This is a genomic window from Mycobacterium sp. 2-64 (genome assembly GCF_035918375.1).
Taxonomy (GTDB): Bacteria; Actinomycetota; Actinomycetes; order Mycobacteriales; family Mycobacteriaceae; genus Mycobacterium; species Mycobacterium intracellulare.
The window spans coordinates 2,143,959-2,162,857 of record NZ_CP142361.1; the positions used below are offsets into that span (position 1 = coordinate 2,143,959).

Genomic DNA, 18,899 nt, shown 5'->3' on the forward strand with positions numbered 1-18,899 from the left:
CGCGGCCGTCACGCGTTCGGCTAGGATGTGTGTCGACGAGCACAAAAACTTCATCGGCCTGAAGGACGTGCCTGCCCCAATAGCGATATTTCGCACCACCCGCCATTGATGCAGGTCACTGGAGCGAATTCAGGGGCATCGGGGCCCCTTCGCACACCAATCATTCGGTGGCGCCAAGACCTTCTCGGCCACACCAGGAACTTTCCCCAAACCGCCGACGGGCAGTGTTGCCCTCCACTATGGTTTGGACCTGTTCCACTCATGTCCACTATCTATCTGGAGAATTGTGAGCATCAATCCATTCGACGACGACAACGGCAGCTTTTTCGTCCTGGTGAACGACGAGGAGCAACACAGCTTGTGGCCGGCCTTCGCCGATGTTCCAGCGGGTTGGCGAGTGGTACACGGGGAAGCCGACCGAGCTGCGTGTTTGGAGTACATCGAGCAACATTGGCCCGACATCAGGCCGAAGAGCCTGCGGGACAAGCTCGCAACGGGTCGGGGTTTTGACCAGTAACCAGCCGGGGTACGGGGCGGGTGGGTGGAGACTTGGGGGAGTCGATGGCGAGGGATGATCGAACGCTGCCACTGACACGGGGTCAGCTCGACATCTGGCTATCCCAAGAAGCCGGCTTCGCCGGCACCCAGTGGCAGCTCGGCCTCCTGGTCAAAATCGACGGCCCGGTCCATCGCGATCAGTTTCAGCAGGCACTCACCCAGACGGTCGGCGAGGCCGAATCGGGCCGGGTCTCGTTCTTCGAGGTCGACGGCCAGGTGGTCCAGAAGCCGATCGACTACCCCCACGTCGAGCTCGAGTTCCATGACCTGAGGGGCGCGGCGGATCCGGTGCAGGAAGCCCGCGAGATGTCATCCGCCATTCAGCGCACGCCGATGCCGTTGAACGGCCAGATGTTCAAATTCGTGCTCTTTCAAACGGGGCACGAGGAATTCTATTTGTTTGGTTGCTGCCACCACATTGCGATCGACGGTTTGGGCATGGCCCTGGTCTGCCGCCGGGTCGCAACCATTTATTCCGCGATGGTGGCGGGAAAGCCAATTCCCGACGCCTACTTCGGTTCGGCGCAGGACCTGGTCGACCTCGAGTCCGAGTACGAGGCTTCCGAGGATTACCTCGAAGACAAGGCCTATTGGAGCGAGCACCTTCCGCCGGAGAGCGGACCGGTCGACCGGCTGCCCGATGCGGGCACCGAGCAAGACCATTACTCGCCGTCCGCGTCGGTCCAGTTGGACCCCTCGGTCGTCAACCGGATCAAGGAGCTGTCCAAGAAGCTGGCCATCCGCCGGTTTTCGGTCACCACCGCTGCGTGCGCCCTGTTGGTGCGCGGATGGTCGGGCAGCGGGTCCGAGGTGGCGCTGGACTTCCCGGTCAGCCGGCGGGTGACTCCAGAGTCGAAGACGCTTCCGGCGATGCTGGCCGGTGTCGTGCCGCTGGTCCTGTCGACGGAACCGCAGACGACGGTCGCCGACTTCTGCAAGCACGTCGACAAGCGGATCCGCGAACTGCTGAAGCATCAACGATTCCCCGCGCACACCCTCGAGGGCGACGGCCTGCGGCAGGCGCCGAACCGGGTGGGCATCAATTTCCTACCGATGAGGCTGACCCTGGACCTGGCCGGCTCGCCGGCGACGGCGTCGTACACCAACCACGGCCCGGTCGGGCACTTCGGGTTGTTCTTCCTCGGCGCCGGTGACCAGCTCTTCCTCAGCACCGCGGGTCCGGGACAACCGTTCGCCGGCTTCGGCGTCGCCGACCTGGCGGGACGGCTGCAGCAGATCCTGGCGGCCATGACCGCCGACCCCGAGCGGCCGCTGTCGTCGATCGAGCTGCTGACCCCCGACGAGCCCGTACTCATCGACCGGTGGAGCAACCGGCCGGCATTGGCGGAGCCCGCGCCGGCCCCGGTGTCGATTCCGGCCGCGTTCGCCGAGCACGTGCAGCGCACCCCGGAGGCGCCGGCCGTGACATTCGGCGACCAGACGCTGACCTACGCCGAGCTCGACGAGGCGTCGAACCGCTTGGGGCACCTGCTCGCCGGCCACGGCGTGGGACCGGGTGACTGCGTGGCGGTGCTGTTCCCCCGCTGCGCGGACGCCATCGTTTCGATGCTGGCGGTGCTCAAGACCGGGGCGGCCTACGTGCCGATCGACCCCGCGCACGCGTCGTCGCGGATGGACTTCGTGCTCTCCGATGCCGCGCCCAGCGCGGTGATCACCACGGCGGAACTGCGCCCGCGGCTGGAGGGGCATGACGTTTTCGTCGTCGATGTGCACGACCCCGCCGTCGACAGCCAGCCCAGCACCGCGCTGCCGAACCCGGCCCCCGAGAACGTCGCCTACATCATCTATACGTCCGGAACGACGGGGACCCCCAAAGGCGTCGCCATCCCTCATCTGAACGTCACATGGCTGACCGAGTCGCTCGACGCCGCCCTGCCGCCCGGAAATGTCTGGACGCAAAGCCATTCCTCGTCTTTCGACTTCTCGGTGTGGGAGATCTTCGGCGCGCTGCTGCGCGGCAGGCGGCTGCTGGTGGTGCCCGAATCGGTGGCGTCCTCCCCGCAGGATTTCCACGACCTGCTGGTCGCGGAGAAAGTCAGCGTGCTGACCCAGACGCCGTCGGCGGTCGCGATGCTGCCCGCCGAGGGCCTGGAGTCCACGGCGCTGGTGGTGGCCGGCGAGGCCTGCCCGACCGACGTCGTCGACCGGTGGGCGGCCCCCGGCCGGGTGATGATCGATGCCTACGGCCCGACCGAGACCACGGTCTGCGCGTCGATCAGCACGCCGCTGACGCCCGGCTCGCCGGTGGTGCCGATCGGCTCCCCCATAGCCGGGGCGGCGATGTTCGTGCTCGACAAGTGGCTGCAGCCGGTGCCCGCCGGTGTGGTCGGCGAGTTGTACCTGGCGGGTCGCGGCGTCGGGCACGGCTACGTGCGCCGGCCAGGGCTGACCGCGTCGCGGTTCGTGGCCAACCCCTTCGGCGGCCCCGGGGCACGCATGTACCGCACCGGGGACCTGGTGTGCTGGGGTCCCGACGGGCAGCTGCAGTACCTGGGCCGCGCCGACGAGCAGGTCAAGATTCGCGGCTACCGCATCGAACTCGGCGAAATCCAGGCGGTCTTGGCCGGGCTCGACGGCGTGGACCAGGCGGCGGTGATCGCCCGCGAGGACCGCCCCGGCGACAAGCGCCTCGTCGGCTACGTCACCGGCACCGCCGACCCCGCGGCGCTGCGCGCCCAACTGGCCGAAAAGCTTCCGCCGTACATGGTGCCGACCGCGGTGATGGTGCTCGACGCGCTGCCGCTGACCGGCAACGGCAAGCTCGACAAGCGCGCCCTGCCCTCGCCGGAATACACCGCGAGCGAATACCGGGCCCCGGCCGACGCGATCGAGGAGATCCTGGCCGACATCTACGCCCAGGTGCTGGGCGTGGAGCGCGTCGGCGTGGACGACTCGTTCTTCGACCTGGGCGGCGACAGCATCCTGTCGATGCAGGTGGTGTCCCGCGCGCGGGCGGCCGGCGTCATCTGCCGCCCCCGGGACGTCTTCGTCGAGCAGACCGTGGCGCGGCTGGCGCGGGTGTCCGAGGTGGCGGTCGACGGCGACCTCGGTGCGGCCGACGAGGGGATCGGCCCCGTGGTGGCCACCCCCATCATGCGGTGGCTGCAGACCATCGACGGCCCGATCGACGAGTTCAACCAGACCATGGTGCTGGCGGCGCCCGCGGGTGTGAGCGCCGACGACGTGGCGGTGGTGCTGCAGGCCCTGCTCGATCGCCATCCCATGCTGCGGCTGCGCGTGCAGGACGACGGCGCCGGCGGCTGGTCGCTCGAGGCGCCCGAGGCCGGGTCGGTGCAGGCCGGTGACTGCCTGCGCACGGTCGACACGCTCTCCGACGCGGACCTGGTCGAGGCCCGTTCCCGGCTCAACGTGGCCGACGGGGTCATGGTGAGCGCGGTATGGGCAAGTGCGACAAGCCAATTGGCGTTGATCATTCATCACTTGGCGGTCGACGGTGTGTCGTGGCGGACCCTGATCGAGGACCTCAACATCGCCTGGGTCCAGCATCACAACGCCCAACCGGTGGCGTTGCAGGCGCCCGGGACCTCGTTCGCCCGGTGGTCGTCGCTGCTGGCCGAGCACGCGAAGGACCCGGCCGTCCTCGAACAGGCCGGCGCGTGGCAGGAGGTGGTCGCCACCCCGCCGGCGCTGCCGGCCGCCGGGCCGGAGGACACCTACGCGAACGCCGGACAGTTGTCGGCGTCGCTGGACGTCGAGACGACCCGCCTGTTGCTGGGGGAGGTGCCGGCGGCGTTTCACGCCGGCGTGCAGGACATCCTGTTGATCGCGTTCGGGTTGGCGTTCACCGAGTTCCTGGGGTCCGTGGGGACCGCGACGCCGATCGGCATCGACATCGAAGGGCACGGGCGCAACGAAGAGATCGCTTCCCGCGTGGATCTGTCCCGCACGGTGGGCTGGTTCACCACCAAATACCCTGCGGCGCTGTCGATCACCGGCGGGTTGAACTGGTCGAAGGTGGCCGCGGGTGACGCCGCGCTGGGGGCGGTGATCAAGGACGCCAAGGAGCAGCTGCGCGCCCTGCCCGACGGCCTGACCTATGGGCTGTTGCGCTACCTGAACACCGAGGTCGGCCTGCAGGGGCCGGACCCCGTGATCGGGTTCAACTACCTGGGCCGGCTGGCCGCGGGGGCCGACCTCTCCGAGGACTTGTGGCGCGTCAGCGAGGACAGCCTGTCGTCGGCCGCGGTCGCGACGGCGGTGGCGATGCCCTTGGCGCACACCGTGGAACTCAACGCCGGCACCATGGACACCGAGGACGGCCCGCTGCTGCACGCCAACTGGCGGTGGGCGACCTCGGCGCTGACCGACGAACAAGTAAACCGGTTGAGCCAGTTGTGGTTTGAGGCCCTGGCCGGCATCTGCGCCCACGTGCGTGCCGGCGGCGGCGGGCTGACCCCGTCCGACATCGCGCCGGCGCGCCTGAACCAGCAGCAGATCGACGAGCTGTGCCGGCAGCACCAGATCGCCGACGTGCTGCCGCTGAGCCCCGTGCAGCAGGGTTTGTTGTTCCACACCAGCTTCGCGGCCGAGCTCGAAGACCTCTACGCGGTGCAGCTGGGCATCACCGTGAGCGGCAGCCTCGATCAGCACCGGCTGCGCGAGGCCGTGCAGACCGCCGTCAACCGCCACCCCAACCTGGTGGCGCGCTTCTTCGACGAATTCGGCGAGCCGGTGCAGATCATCCCCGCCGAGCCGGTAATGGCGTGGCGCTACGTCGAATTGGACGGCGGCGCGGACCAGGACCACCAGCTCGAGCAGTTGGCCGCCGACGAACGCACCGCGGTGTGCGATTTGGCGGGCCAACCCACCTTCCGGGCCGCGTTGATCCGCATCGCCGACGACCGGCATCGGCTGCTGTTCACCATCCACCACATCGTGATCGACGGCTGGTCGCTGCCGGTCCTGCTGCGGGAGGTCTTCGCCGGCTACTACGGGCAGCGGCTGCCCGCGCCGCCGTCGTACCGCAGCTACCTGATGTGGCTGGCCGCCCAGGACCACACCGCCGCCCAAGCGGCCTGGCGCGAGGCGCTCGACGGGTTCGAGGCCCCCACCCTGGTGGCCCCGCCCGGCAAGATCGGGCGGCGCGCCGTTGCCACCTATGCGGTTTCGGCCGACACGACGCGCGCGCTCGGCGAGCTGGCCCGCTCCAGCCGCACCACCATCAGCACCGTGCTGCAGGGCGCCTGGGCGCAGCTGCTGACGTGGCTGACCGGCCAGCACGACGTCGCCTTCGGCACCGCGGTCTCAGGCCGGCCCACCGAGCTGGCCGGCGCCGACGCCATGGTCGGGCTGCTGATCAACACCGTGCCCGTCCGGGCCAACATCGCCGCCGCGACCACCGTCGTCGACCTGCTCGAGCAGCTGCAACGCGCCCACGCCGAGACCCTCGAGCATGAACACTTGGCGCTCAACGAGATTCACCGCGTCACCGGGCACGACCAGCTGTTCGACACCCTGTTCCTCTACGAGAACTACCCGATCGATGCCGGCGCGATGATGGGCGCCCAAGAGCTGGCCGTCACCGAATTCAGCAGCCGCGAATTCAACCACTACCCGCTGTCGGTCGTGGCCACGCCGGGCCACGAACTGAGCCTGCGCGTCGAGTACGACACCGAGGTCTTCGACGCGGCCGCCATCGAAACGCTGATCGAACGGCTGCGCCACGTGATGGCGGCCATGACCGCCGATCCCGCGCAACGGCTTTCAGCGATCGATCTGCTCGACCCCGGCGAACACGGACGGCTGGACGAGTGGGGCAACCGGGCCGTCCTGGCCCAGCGGCCCACCGGGCAGGAGTCGATTCCGGCGTTGTTCGCCGGCCAGGTCGCCCGCGCCGCCGACGCCGTCGCGATCACCTGCGGCGACCGGTCGTTCACCTACCGCGAGGTCGAAGAGTCGGCAAACCGGTTGGCGCACTTGCTCGTTGGGCAGGGCGCCGGCCCTGGCCAGCGGGTGGCGGTGGTGATCCCGCGGTCGGCCGAAGCGGTGATCGCGATCTTCGCCGTCCTCAAGACCGGGGCCGCCTACGTGCCGATCGACCCGAGCGTGCCCGCGGCGCGCCTCGAATTCGTGCTCGGTGACGCCGCGCCGATCGCGGCGGTGACCACCGCCGAGGTGCGGCCGCAGTTGGGCGGGTTCGCCGGGCAGATCATCGACATCGACGACCCGATAGTGGCCGACCAGCCCACGACCGGGCTGCCGGTGCCGGCGCCGGACAACATCGCCTACATCATCTACACCTCGGGCACGACGGGAACGCCCAAGGGCGTGGCGATCCCGCACCGCAACGTCACGTTGCTGCTGGAGACACTGGATGCTCAGCTGGGGTTGGGCCAGGTGTGGACGCAATGTCACTCGCTGGCGTTTGACTTCTCGGTGTGGGAGGTCTTCGGGTCGCTGCTGTACGGCGGGCGCCTCGTGATGGTGCCCGACGCGGTGGTGCGCTCCGCGGAAGACCTGCACGCCTTGCTGGTTCGCGAGCAGGTCAGCGTGCTCAGCCAGACCCCGTCGGCGTTCTACGCGTTGCAGAGTGCCGACGCGTTGGCCCCGGAGCTGGGTGAGCAGCTGAAGTTGCAGACGGTGGTGTTCGGCGGGGAGGCGTTGGAGCCGCGCCGGCTGTCGACGTGGCTGCATCACCATCCCGGCCTGCCGCGGATGATCAACATGTACGGCATCACCGAGACCACGGTGCACGCCTCGTTCCGCGAGATCCTTCGCGGCGACGTCGACAACAACGTCAGCCCGATCGGGGTGCCGCTGGGCAACCTCGCCTTCTTCGTCCTCGACGGGTGGCTGCGCCCCGTGCCGGTCGGGGTGGTCGGCGAGTTGTACGTCGCCGGTGGGGGATTGGCCACCGGCTACGTGGGCCGCCCGGGGCTCTCGGCCACCCGATTCGTGGCCTGCCCCTTCGGTGCGCCCGGCGCGCGGATGTATCGCACCGGTGACCTCGTCCGGTGGAGCGCCGACGGGCAACTGCAGTACATCGGCCGCGCCGACGAACAGGTCAAGATCCGCGGCTACCGCATCGAACTCGGCGAAATCCAGGCCGCCCTCGCCTCGCTCGACGGCGTCGAGCACGCGGCGGTGCTCGCCCGCGAGGACCGCCCCGGCGACAAGCGTCTGGTCGGCTACGTGACCGGCACCGCCGACCCGGCCGAGGCCCGGGCCCGACTCAGCGAACGGCTGCCCGGCTACATGGTCCCGTCCGCGGTGGTGGTGCTCGACGTGCTGCCGTTGACGGTCAACGGCAAACTCGACACCCGCGCCCTGCCCGCCCCGGAGTACTCCGACGTCGACCGCTACCGGGCGCCGGCGAGCGCCATCGAGGAGATCCTGGCCGGCATCTACGCCCAGGTGCTGGGCGTAGAACGGGTGGGCGTCGACGACTCGTTCTTCGACCTCGGCGGCGACAGCATCCTGTCCATGCAGGTGGTGGCGCGCGCCCGCGCCGCCGGCGTGGTGTGCCGCCCCCGGGACGTCTTCACCGAACAGACGGTCGCGCGCCTGGCGCGCGTCGCCACGATCGCCAGCCCCGAGGACGACGTGGTCGACGAGGGGATCGGGCCGGTGGTGGCCACCCCGATCATGCGCTGGCTGCAGAACATGGACGGCCCCGTCGAACAGTTCAACCAGACGATGGTGCTGGCGGTCCCCGCCGACGTCACCGCCGACGACGTGCCGGTGGTGCTGCAGGCGTTGCTGGATCGGCACGCGATGCTGCGGGTGCGCGTCGAGGACGACGGCGTGGGCGGCTGGTCGTTCGAGGTGCCCGAGCCCGGCTCGGTGCAGGCCGGCGACGTCCTGGAGACCGTCGACGAGTTGTCCGAGGAGGCCCTGGTCGAGGCCCGGTCGCGGCTGAACCTGGCCGACGGCCTCCTGGTGAGCGCCGTATGGGCAAGCGCGACAAGCCAATTGGCGTTGATCATCCACCACCTGGCCGTCGACGGTGTGTCGTGGCGGACCCTGATCGAGGACCTCAACATCGCCTGGGCGCAGCACCACAGCGGCCAGCCGGTGGCCCTGCCGGCCGGCGGGACCTCGTTCGCCCGGTGGTCGTCGCTGCTGGACGAGCACGCGCGCCGCCCCGAGGTGGTCGAGCGGGCCGAGGAGTGGCGGCAGGTGGCCGCGATCCCGGCGGTGTTGCCGGCCGCGCAGCCCGAGGACACCTACGCGACGGCCGGGCAGCTGTCGGCGTCGCTGGACGTCGAGACGACCCGCCTGTTGCTGGGTGAGGTGCCCGCGGCGTTTCACGCTGGGGTGCAAGACATTTTGCTGATCGCGTTCGGGTTGGCGTGGACGCAGTTCATGGGCACCGGCGCGCCGATCGCCATCGACGTGGAGGGCCACGGGCGCAGCGAGGAGCTCGGCCCGCAGGTGGACCTGTCGCGCACGGTCGGGTGGTTCACCGCCAAGTACCCGGTGTCGCTGCGCGTCGGCGGCCTGTCGTGGGGCCAGGTGATCGGCGGAGACGCGGCGCTGGGCCCGGTGATCAAGGACGCCAAGGAACAGCTGCGCGGCCTGCCCGACGGCCTCACCTATGGGTTGCTGCGTTACCTGAATCCCGATGTGGACCTTGGTGATTCGGATCCCGCCATCAGCTTCAACTACCTGGGCCGGCTCGGCGGCGGGGCCGCCGACCTGTCGCCCGACCTGTGGCAGCTCAGCGAGGACAGCTTCGCGTTGGCCGGTGCGGCCGGGGCGGTGGCCTTGCCGCTGCCGCACACGGTGGAGCTCAACGCCGGCACCATGGACACCGCGGACGGCCCCCACCTGCAGGCCAACTGGACGTGGGCGCGCTCGGCGCTGGACGAAAAGCAGATCGGCAAGCTCAGCGAGTTGTGGTTCGACGCGCTGGCCGGAATCTGCGCGCACGTCCGCGACGGCGGCGGCGGGTTGACCCCGTCCGACATCGCGCCCGCCCGGCTGACCCAGCGGGACATCGACGAACTGCAGCAGCAGCACCGCGTCGCCGACGTGCTGCCGCTGACCCCGCTGCAGCAGGGCTTGCTGTTCCACACCGGCACGGCGCAGGGCGCCCAAGGCTCCGAGGACCTCTACGCCGTGCAGCTCGACATCTCGGTCAGCGGCGCCATCGACCCGGAGCGGCTGCGCGACGCCGTGCAGACCGTCGTCACCCGCCACCCCAACGTGGTGGCCCACTTCAGCGAGGACTTCGGCGAGCCGGTGCAGGTCTTGTCGGCCGATCCGGAACTGGCCTGGCAGTACGTCGAGCTGGACGCCACCGGCGACCAAGACCACCGGATCGAGGAGCTGTCGGCCGCCGAACGCGTCGCCGTCTGCGACCTGGCGGGCAAGCCGCCGTTCCGGGGCACGCTGATCCGCACCGGGGACGACACCTACCGCTTCGTGCTCACCAACCACCACATCGTGCTCGACGGCTGGTCCAAGCCCGTCCTGCTGCAGGAGATCTTCGCCAGCTACTTCGGGGTGCGGCTGCCCGCGCCGGTGCCCTACCGCAGCTTCATCACCTGGCTGTCCGAGCAGGACCGCGCCGCCGCCCAGGCGGCGTGGCGCGAGGTGCTCGCCGGATTCGACACCCCCACGCTGGTGGGCCCGTCGGGCCGGATGGGACTGGGTCCGCGCGGCGTCGCCGAATTCCACGTGTCCGCGGAGACCAGCCGCCTGCTCGGCGAATTGGCCCGCTCGTGCCGCACCACCGTCAGCACCGTGCTGCAGGCGGCCTGGGCGCAGCTGCTGATGTGGCTGACCGGCCAGCACGATGTGGTCTTCGGCACAGCGGTTTCGGGCCGGCCCACCGATTTGGCCGGTTCGGAGTCCATGGTGGGCCTGCTGATCAACACGGTGCCGGTGCGGGCGACGATCGGCGCCGAAACCACCATCGCCGACCTACTTGACCAGCTACAACAGGCCTACACCAGGACCCTGGACCACCAGCACCTGGCGCTGAACGAAATTCATCGTGTAACGGGACACGATCAAATTTTCGACACAATGTTCGTGTACGAGAACTATCCCATCGATACCGCCGCGCTATCGGCCGTGGACGAGTTAACTATTAGGGGATTCACGAATCGGGAATACAACCATTACCCGCTTTCGGTTCAAGCCGTGCCGGGCCACGAAATTGGCCTCCGCGTCGAGTTCGATACCGACGTGTTCGGCGAGGCGAGGATCGAGAAGCTGGTCGAGCGTTTCAAGCGGGTGCTGGAAGCCATGACCGTGGACTTGGAGGAGCAGTCATGACCGTCGGTGCGGGACGGCGATTGTTGTCGATTGATCTACTGGATGGCGGCGAGCACGACCGACTCGACGAGTGGGGCAACCGGGCGATATTGACCAAGCCGGTCAAGGCGCCCACGTCCATTCCCGAAATGTTCGCGGCCCAGGTGGCGCGCGCCCCCCATGCGGCGGCGCTGAGTTTCGAGGGTCGCTCGATGACGTACCTGGAGCTCGATGAGGCCGCCAACCGGCTGGCGCACCTACTGGCCGAGCAGGGCGCCGCCCCGGGCGAGTGCGTGGCGCTGCTGTTCTCCCGCTCGGCCGAAGCCATCATCTCGATCCTCGCGGTGTTGAAGACCGGGGCGGCCTACCTGCCGATCGACCCCGCCCTGCCCGCCGCCCGCATGGAGTTCATGCTCGGCGACGCCACCCCGATCGCCGCGGTCACCACCGCCAGCCTGCGCACGCGGCTGGACGGCTTCGACCTGCCCATCATCGACGTCGACGAGGCCGCGGCCGACAGCCAGCCCAGCAGCGCGCTGCCCGGACCGGCGCCCGACGACATCGCCTACATGATCTACACCTCGGGCACCACCGGCGTCCCCAAGGGTGTCGCGGTCACGCACCGCAACGTGACCGAATTCCTGAAGACCCTGCACGCCAAGCTGCCGTCCGGCGCGGGCCAGGTGTGGTCGCAGTGGCACTCCCTGGTGTTCGACGTCTCCGTGTGGGAGATCTGGGGCGCGCTGCTGCACGGCGGGCGGCTGGTCGTGGTCCCCGAATCGGTCGCGGGCTCGCCCGACGACCTGCACGACCTACTTGTCGCCGAGAAGGTCAACGTGCTGAGCCAGACCCCGTCCGCGGTCGGGATGCTCTCGCCCGAGGGCCTGGAGTCCACGGCGCTGGTGGTGGCCGGCGAGGCCTGCCCCGCCGAGGTCGTCGACCGGTGGGCGCCCGGACGCGTGATGATCAACGCCTACGGCCCGACCGAGGCCACCGTCTACGCCGCGATGAGCGCGCCGCTGACGGGGGACTCGGGCGCGCCGCCGATCGGCTCGCCGGTGCCCGGCGCGGCGCTGTTCGTCTTGGACAAGTGGTTGCGGCCCGCGCCCGAGGGCGTGGTCGGTGAGCTCTACGTGGCCGGCCGCGGCGTGGCCACCGGGTACGCGCGACGGTCCGGCCTGACGGCATCGCGGTTCGTGGCCTGCCCCTTCGGCGGCCCGGGCGCGCGGATGTACCGCACCGGCGACCTGGTGCGCTGGGGCACCGACGGGCAGCTGCAATACCTGGGCCGCGCCGACGAGCAGGTCAAGATCCGCGGCTACCGCATCGAACTCGGCGAGATCCAGTCGGCCCTCGCCGCGCTCGACGGCGTGGACCAGGCCGCGGTCATCGCCCGCGAGGACCGCCCCGGCGACAAGCGCCTCGTCGGCTACATCACCGGCACCGCCGACCCGGCGGAGCTGCGCACCCAGCTCGGCAAGCGGTTGCCCGCCTACATGGTCCCCGCCGCCGTGGTGGTGCTCGAGGCGCTGCCGCTGACGGTCAACGGCAAGCTCGACAAGCGCGCCCTGCCCGCGCCGGAGTACCACAAGCGCGCCGGTGAGTACCGCGCCCCGTCCAACCACACCGAGGAGATCCTGGCCGGCATCTACGCCCAGGTGCTGGGTGTGGAGCGCGTCGGCGTGGACGACTCGTTCTTCGACCTGGGCGGCGACAGCATCCTGTCCATGCAGGTCGTGGCCCGCGCCCGCGCCGCCGGCGTGGTGTGCCGCCCCCGCGACGTGTTCGTCGAGCAGACCGTGGCCCGGCTGGCCCGCGTGGCCACCGACCGCGACGACGAGGAGGACGTGGTCGACGAGGGGATCGGCCCCGTCGTGGCCACCCCGATCATGCGCTGGCTGCAGACCGTTGACGGCCCGATCGACGACTTCAACCAGACCATGGTGCTGGCGGCCCCCGCGGGCGTCACTGCCGACGAGGTCGTCGTCGTGCTGCAGGCCCTGCTGGACCGCCACCCGATGCTGCGGCTGCGCGTCGAAGACGACGGCGAGGGCGGCTGGAAGTTGCACGCGCCCGACCCGGGCACGGTGCAGGCCGGCGACTGCCTGCAGACCGTCGACACCCTGACCGACGCCACGCTCGTGGAGGCGCGGTCGCGGCTGAACCCGGGTGCCGGCGCGATGGTGAGTGCCGTATGGGCAAGCGAGACAAGCCAATTGGCGTTGATCATCCACCACGTGGCCGTCGACGGTGTGTCGTGGCGGACCCTGATCGAGGACCTCAACATCGCCTGGGCGCAGCACCACAGCGGTCAGCCGGTGGCCCTGCCGGTCGGCGGGACCTCGTTCGCCCGGTGGTCGTCGCTGCTGGCCGAGCACGCGCAGAGCCCGGCGGTCGTCGAGCAGGCCGACGCCTGGCGCGAGGTGGTGTCCACCCCGGCCCTGCTGCCGGCGGTGCGACCCGAGGAGGACACCTACCAGACGGCCGAGCAGCTGTCGGTGTCGCTGGACGTCGAGACCACCCGGCTGCTGCTGGGTGAGGTGCCCGCGGCGTTCCACGCCGGGGTGCAAGACATTTTGCTGATCGCGTTCGGGATGGCCTGGACGGAATTCCTGGGTTCCAAGGCCGCTGGCGCGCCGATCGGCATCGACGTCGAGGGTCACGGGCGCCAGGAAGAGCTGGGACCGCACGTCGACCTGTCGCGCACCGTGGGGTGGTTCACCACCAAGTACCCGGTGGCCCTGACCATCGACGGGCTGGACTGGGCCAGCGTGGTGGGCGGTGACGACGCGCTGGGCGCCGCCGTCAAGGCCACCAAGGAGCAGCTGCGCGCCCTGCCCGACGGGCTGACCTACGGCCTGCTGCGCTACCTGAACCCCGACGTCGATCTGGGTGGGTCCGACCCGGTGATCGGCTTCAACTACCTGGGTCGGCTCGGCGCGGCCGCCGACCTGCCCGGCGAGTTGTGGCGGTTGAGCCCCGACAGCCTGTCGCTGAGCGGCGCGGCCGCCGCGGTGGCGATGCCGCTCATGCACACCGTCGACCTCAACGCCGGCACCATGGACACCGAAGAGGGCCCGCACCTGCACGCCAACTGGACGTGGGCGGCCTCGGCGATGGACCGCGAGCAGATCAGCCGGCTCAGCCGGCTGTGGTTCGAGGCCCTGGCCGGCATCTGCGCCCACGTGCAAGCCGGCGGCGGCGGGCTGACCCCGTCCGACATCGCGCCGGCGCGCCTGAACCAGCGGCAGATCGACGAGCTGAGCAAGCAGCACCAGGTCGCCGACATCCTGCCGCTGACCCCGCTGCAGCAGGGCCTGCTCTTCCACGCCAGCTTCGCCCAAGACCCGGGCGACGACGTCTACGCGGTGCAGCTGGGCATCACCGTGACCGGCGCCCTGGACTCGCACCGGCTGCACGAGGCGGTGCACACCGTGGTGAACCGCCACCCCAACCTGGCGGCCCGGTTCTGCCCGCAATTCGGCGAACCCGTCCAGGTGATCCCGGCCGACCCGGTCATGGCGTGGCGCTACATCCAGCTCGGCCCCGAAGACCTCGACCCCGAACAGCGGGTCGAGGAGCTGTGTGCCGCCGAGCGCGCCGCGGTGAGCGACCTGGCCAATCGGCCGGCGTTCCGGGCCGCGCTGATCCGCACCGCGGATAACCGGTACCGGTTCGTGCTCACCAACCACCACATCGTGATGGACGGCTGGTCGCTGCCCATCCTGCTGCGCGAGATCCTGGCCAACTACTACGGCGACCAGCTGCCCGCGCCCGCGACCTACCGCAGCTACCTGACCTGGCTGGCCGGCCAGGACCGCGCCGCCGCGCAGGCGGCGTGGCGCGAGGTGCTCGACGGATTCGACGCCCCCACCCTGGTGGGCCCGGCCGGCCGGATGCGGCTCGGCCGGCGGGCCGTGGAGTCCTACCGGCTCTCCGCGGAAACCACGCGCGCCCTGGGCGAGCTGGCCCGCTCGTGCCACACGACCGTCAACACCGTGCTGCAGGCCGGGTGGGCGCAGCTGCTGATGCGGCTCACCGGCCACCACGACGTGGCGTTCGGCACCGCCGTCTCCGGTCGGCCCGCCGACCTGGCCGGCGCCGAATCGATGGTGGGCCTGCTGATCAACACCGTCCCGGTGCGCGCCAACATCGACGCGGAGACCACCGTCGCCGACGTGCTGGACCAGCTGCAGCAGCACCACAACGACACCCTCGAACACGAGCATCTGGCGCTGAGCGAGATTCACCGCGTGACCGGCCACGACGCCCTGTTCGACACCCTGTTCCTGTACGAGAACTACCCGATCGACACCAGCGTGCCGTTGGGCTTCCACGAGTTGGCCATCACCGATGTCACCAACCGCGAGTACAACCACTACCCGCTGTCGGTGATGGCGCTGCCGGGCCGTGAACTGGGCCTGCGCGTCGAATACGACACCGACGTGTTCGACGCCGCCGGCATCGAGAAGATGACCGAGCGGTTCCAGCGCGTGCTCTCCGAGATGACCGTCGACCCCACCCGACGGCTGATGGCGCTCGACGTCGTCGACGAGGCCGAGCACGAGCTGCTCGACTCCTGGGGCAACCGGTCGGTGCTGAGCCAGCCGGCGACCGGCACGTCGATCCCGGGGTTGTTCGCCGCGCAGGTGGCCCGCATTCCGGACGCGGCGGCGCTCAGTTTCGACGGCCGCTCGATGACCTATCGGGAACTCGACGAGGCCGCAAACCGGTTGGCGCACTTGCTGATCGAGGAGGGCGCGGGGCCGGGCGAGCGGGTCGCGCTGCTGTTCTCCCGCTCGGCCGACGCGATCGTCTCGATCCTCGCCGTCCTCAAGACGGGCGCGGCGTATCTGCCGATCGACCCGGCGCTGCCGACCGCCCGGATCGAGTTCCTGCTCGGCGACGCCGAGCCGGTCGCCGTGGTCACCACGACGGGCCTGCGGTCGCGGCTGGAGGGCTGCCGCCCGACGGTCATCGACGTCGACGACCCGGCGCTGGACGCCCAGCCCAGCGACCCGCTGCCGATCCCGTCGTCGGACAACATCGCCTACCTCATCTACACGTCGGGCACCACCGGCGTCCCCAAGGGCGTGGCCGTCACCCACGACAACGTCACCCAGCTGGTGGAGTCCCTGCACGCCGACCTGCCGGAGGCGGGGGTGTGGGCGCAGTGGCACTCCCTGGTCTTCGACGTGTCGGTGCACGAGATCTGGGGCGCGCTGCTGCACGGTGGCCGCCTGGTCGTGGTGCCCGAATCGGTCGCGGCCTCCCCGGATGAGCTGCACGCGCTGCTGGTCTCCGAAGGCGTCACCGTGCTGAGCCAGACCCCGTCGGCGGTGGGCATGCTCTCGCCGGAGGGCCTGGACTCGACGGCGCTGGTGGTGGCCGGCGAGGCCTGCCCGGTCGAGGTCGTCGACCGGTGGGCGCCGGGGCGCGTGATGATCAACGCCTACGGCCCGACCGAGGCCACCGTCTACGCGGCGATGAGCGCGCCGCTGCAGGCCGGGGCAGCGTCGGCGCCGATCGGTTCACCGGTGCCGCGGGCCGCGTTGTTCGTGCTCGACCGGTGGCTGCGCCCGGCGCCCGAGGGTGTCGTGGGCGAGCTGTACATCGCCGGCCACGGTGTGGCGACGGGATATTCGCGACGGTCCGGTCTGACGGCGTCGCGGTTCGTCGCCTGCCCGTTCGGCGGCCCGGGCGCGCGGATGTACCGCACCGGCGACCTGGTCCGGTGGAGCCACGACGGTCAGCTCGAGTACCTCGGCCGCGCCGACGAGCAGGTCAAGATCCGCGGCTACCGCATCGAACTCGGCGAAGTGCAGGCGGCGCTGGCCGGGCTGGACGGGGTCGAGCAGGCGGCGGTGATCGCCCGCGAGGACCGTCCCGGCGACAAGCGGCTGGTCGGTTACATCACCGGCACCGCCGACCCGGTCGGCATCCGCATCCAGCTGGCCGACCGGCTGCCGGCCTACATGGTGCCGGCCGCGGTGGTGGTGCTCGACGCGCTGCCGCTGACGGTCAACGGCAAGCTCGACAAGCGCGCCCTGCCCGCGCCGGAGTACCAGAAGCGCGGCGGCGAATACGTCGCCCCGTCCAACCCGACCGAGGAGACCATCGCCGGCATCTTCGCCCGGGTCCTCGGGATGGAGCGGGTCTCGGTCGACGACTCCTTCTTCGAGCTCGGCGGCGACTCGCTGTCGGCGATGCGGGTGATCGCCGAGATCAACACCGCCCTGGACGGCGCCCTGTCGGTGCGCACCCTGTTCGACTCGCAGTCCATCCGGGCTCTGAGTCAGCGGATCGCCAGCGGCGCCGACACCGAGAACGCCGCGGGGCCCGGCTTCGCGGCGGTGCACGGCGCCGACGCCACCGAGGTGTACGCCCGCGACCTCACGCTGGACAAGTTCATCGACGCGACGACGCTGGCGACCGTGCCGTCGCTGCGCGCTCCCAGCTCCGAGGTCCGGACGGTCCTGCTGACCGGCGCGACCGGATTCCTGGGTCGCTACCTGGTGCTGGAATGGCTCGAGCAGCTGGAACAGGTCGAGGGCAAGCTGATCTGCCTGGTGCGGGCCCGCTCCGACGAGGACGCCTGGCGCCGGCTGGAGAAGACCTTCGACAGCGGCGACCCCGAGCTGCTGCGGCACTTCCGGGAACTGGCCGAAGACCACCTGCAGGTGGTCGCCGGCGACAAGGGCCAGGCCAACCTGGGCCTGGACGACCAGACCTGGCGGCAGCTGGCCGACACCGTCGACCTCATCGTGGACTCCGCGGCCGTCGTCAACGGGGTGCTGCCCTACAACGAGCTGTTCACACCCAACGTCGGCGGCACCGCCGAGCTGATCCGCTTGGCGCTCACCACGAAGATGAAGCCGTACGCCTACGTGTCGACGTCGGACGTGGGGCGCCAGATCGAGCCGTCGGCGTTCACCGAGGACGCCGACATCCGGGTCATCAGCGCCACCCGCGTCGTCGACGGCAGCTACGCCAACGGCTACGGCAACAGCAAGTGGGCGGGCGAGGTCCTGCTGCGCGAGGCCCACGACCTGTGCGGCCTGCCGGTCTCGGTGTTCCGCTCCGACATGATCCTGGCCGACACCAGCTACGCGGGCCAGCTCAACGTGGCGGACATCTTCACCCGGATGATCCTGAGCGTCGTGGCCACCGGCTGCGCGCCCAAGTCGTTCTATCAGCTCGACGCCGAGGGCAACCGGCAGAGCGCGCACTTCGACGGCCTGCCCGTCGAGTTCGTCGCCGAGGCGATCGCCAAGCTGGGCGCCCAGGTGATGGAGGGGTTCGAGACCTATCACGTGATGAACCCGCACGACGACGGCATCGGGCTCGACGAATACGTCGACTGGCTGATCGAGGCCGGCTACCCGATCGAGCGCGTCGGCGACTTCGGGGAGTGGCTGCAGCGCTTCGAGACCGGCCTGCGCGGCCTGCCGGAACGGCAGCGCCAGAACTCGGTCCTGCAGATGCTCCTGTTGCTGCTGCGCGATCCGAAGAACCTGCAGCCCGCCGAGCCGGCCCGCGGCGCGTTCGCGCCGACCGACCGGTTCCGCGCCGCCGTGCAGGAAGCGAAAGTCGGTCCGGACAACGACATCCCGCACGTCAGCGCGCCGGTGATCGTCAAGTACGTCACCGACCTGCAACTGCTCGGCCTGCTCTAACCGATCGCGGAACTTCAGCGCGGCGTGGCCCCTACGGACCGCGCCGCGCTGCTGCATGGGCAATTCCCGTTTGTGATTGAGTGACGCCCGACCAGCGCCCGCCGCCAATCACGCGGCAATAACGGTCACCTCCGCGAAAGGCGTCGGCGAAACCGTCAAACCCCCTGATCCAATCAATACTGTATGTAGCTACACTATCCACGATCAGTACCTCAGGTATCTGAAGTACGGGATTAGCAGGTGCAGTCTACGGTTTTGGGTAATTCACAGGACATTAAGTTTGGATAACCCTGGACTACCGGGGTTCGCGTCTACTAGCCTTCCCAACTGTTGCACTCGTGTTGAAGACGAGATTTCCGGAGTCGGTGAGCGTCGGCCGTTCGATAGCGACACCCGCCAGCCTGGTCGTCTCGGTCAACG

Annotated in this window: 3 protein-coding genes; all 3 read left to right on the forward strand. The window is 69.9% G+C overall.

Features of this window, described 5'->3' with window-relative positions:
• The first annotated feature begins 286 nt into the window (after positions 1–286).
• Genes QGN31_RS10445 through QGN31_RS10455 form a run of 3 tightly spaced genes read left to right on the forward strand, consistent with a single transcriptional unit; the run spans position 287 to position 18,479 of the window.
• A complete protein-coding gene (locus tag QGN31_RS10445) occupies positions 287–517 on the forward strand; it encodes an MbtH family protein (RefSeq protein ID WP_003877688.1) in 231 nt (76 codons plus the stop codon).
• A gap of 44 nt (positions 518–561) precedes the next feature.
• On the forward strand, positions 562–10,824 hold the full coding sequence (locus tag QGN31_RS10450; RefSeq protein WP_201409449.1) for a non-ribosomal peptide synthetase: 10,263 nt from the start codon (positions 562–564) through the stop codon (positions 10,822–10,824).
• Positions 10,821–18,479, forward strand: a complete 7,659-nt coding sequence (locus tag QGN31_RS10455; RefSeq protein WP_014942394.1) for a non-ribosomal peptide synthetase — start codon at positions 10,821–10,823, stop codon at positions 18,477–18,479. The genes QGN31_RS10450 and QGN31_RS10455 overlap by 4 nt, the downstream gene beginning before the upstream one ends.
• The last annotated feature ends 420 nt before the right edge of the window (positions 18,480–18,899 follow it).

Bases quoted from the DNA above. Each gene is read 5' to 3' on its own strand.
- QGN31_RS10455 (WP_014942394.1), top strand. From the start codon at position 10,821: ATGACCGTCGGTGCGGGACGGCGATTGTTGTCGATTGATCTACTGGAT.
- QGN31_RS10450 (WP_201409449.1), top strand. From the start codon at position 562: ATGGCGAGGGATGATCGAACGCTGCCACTGACACGGGGTCAGCTCGAC.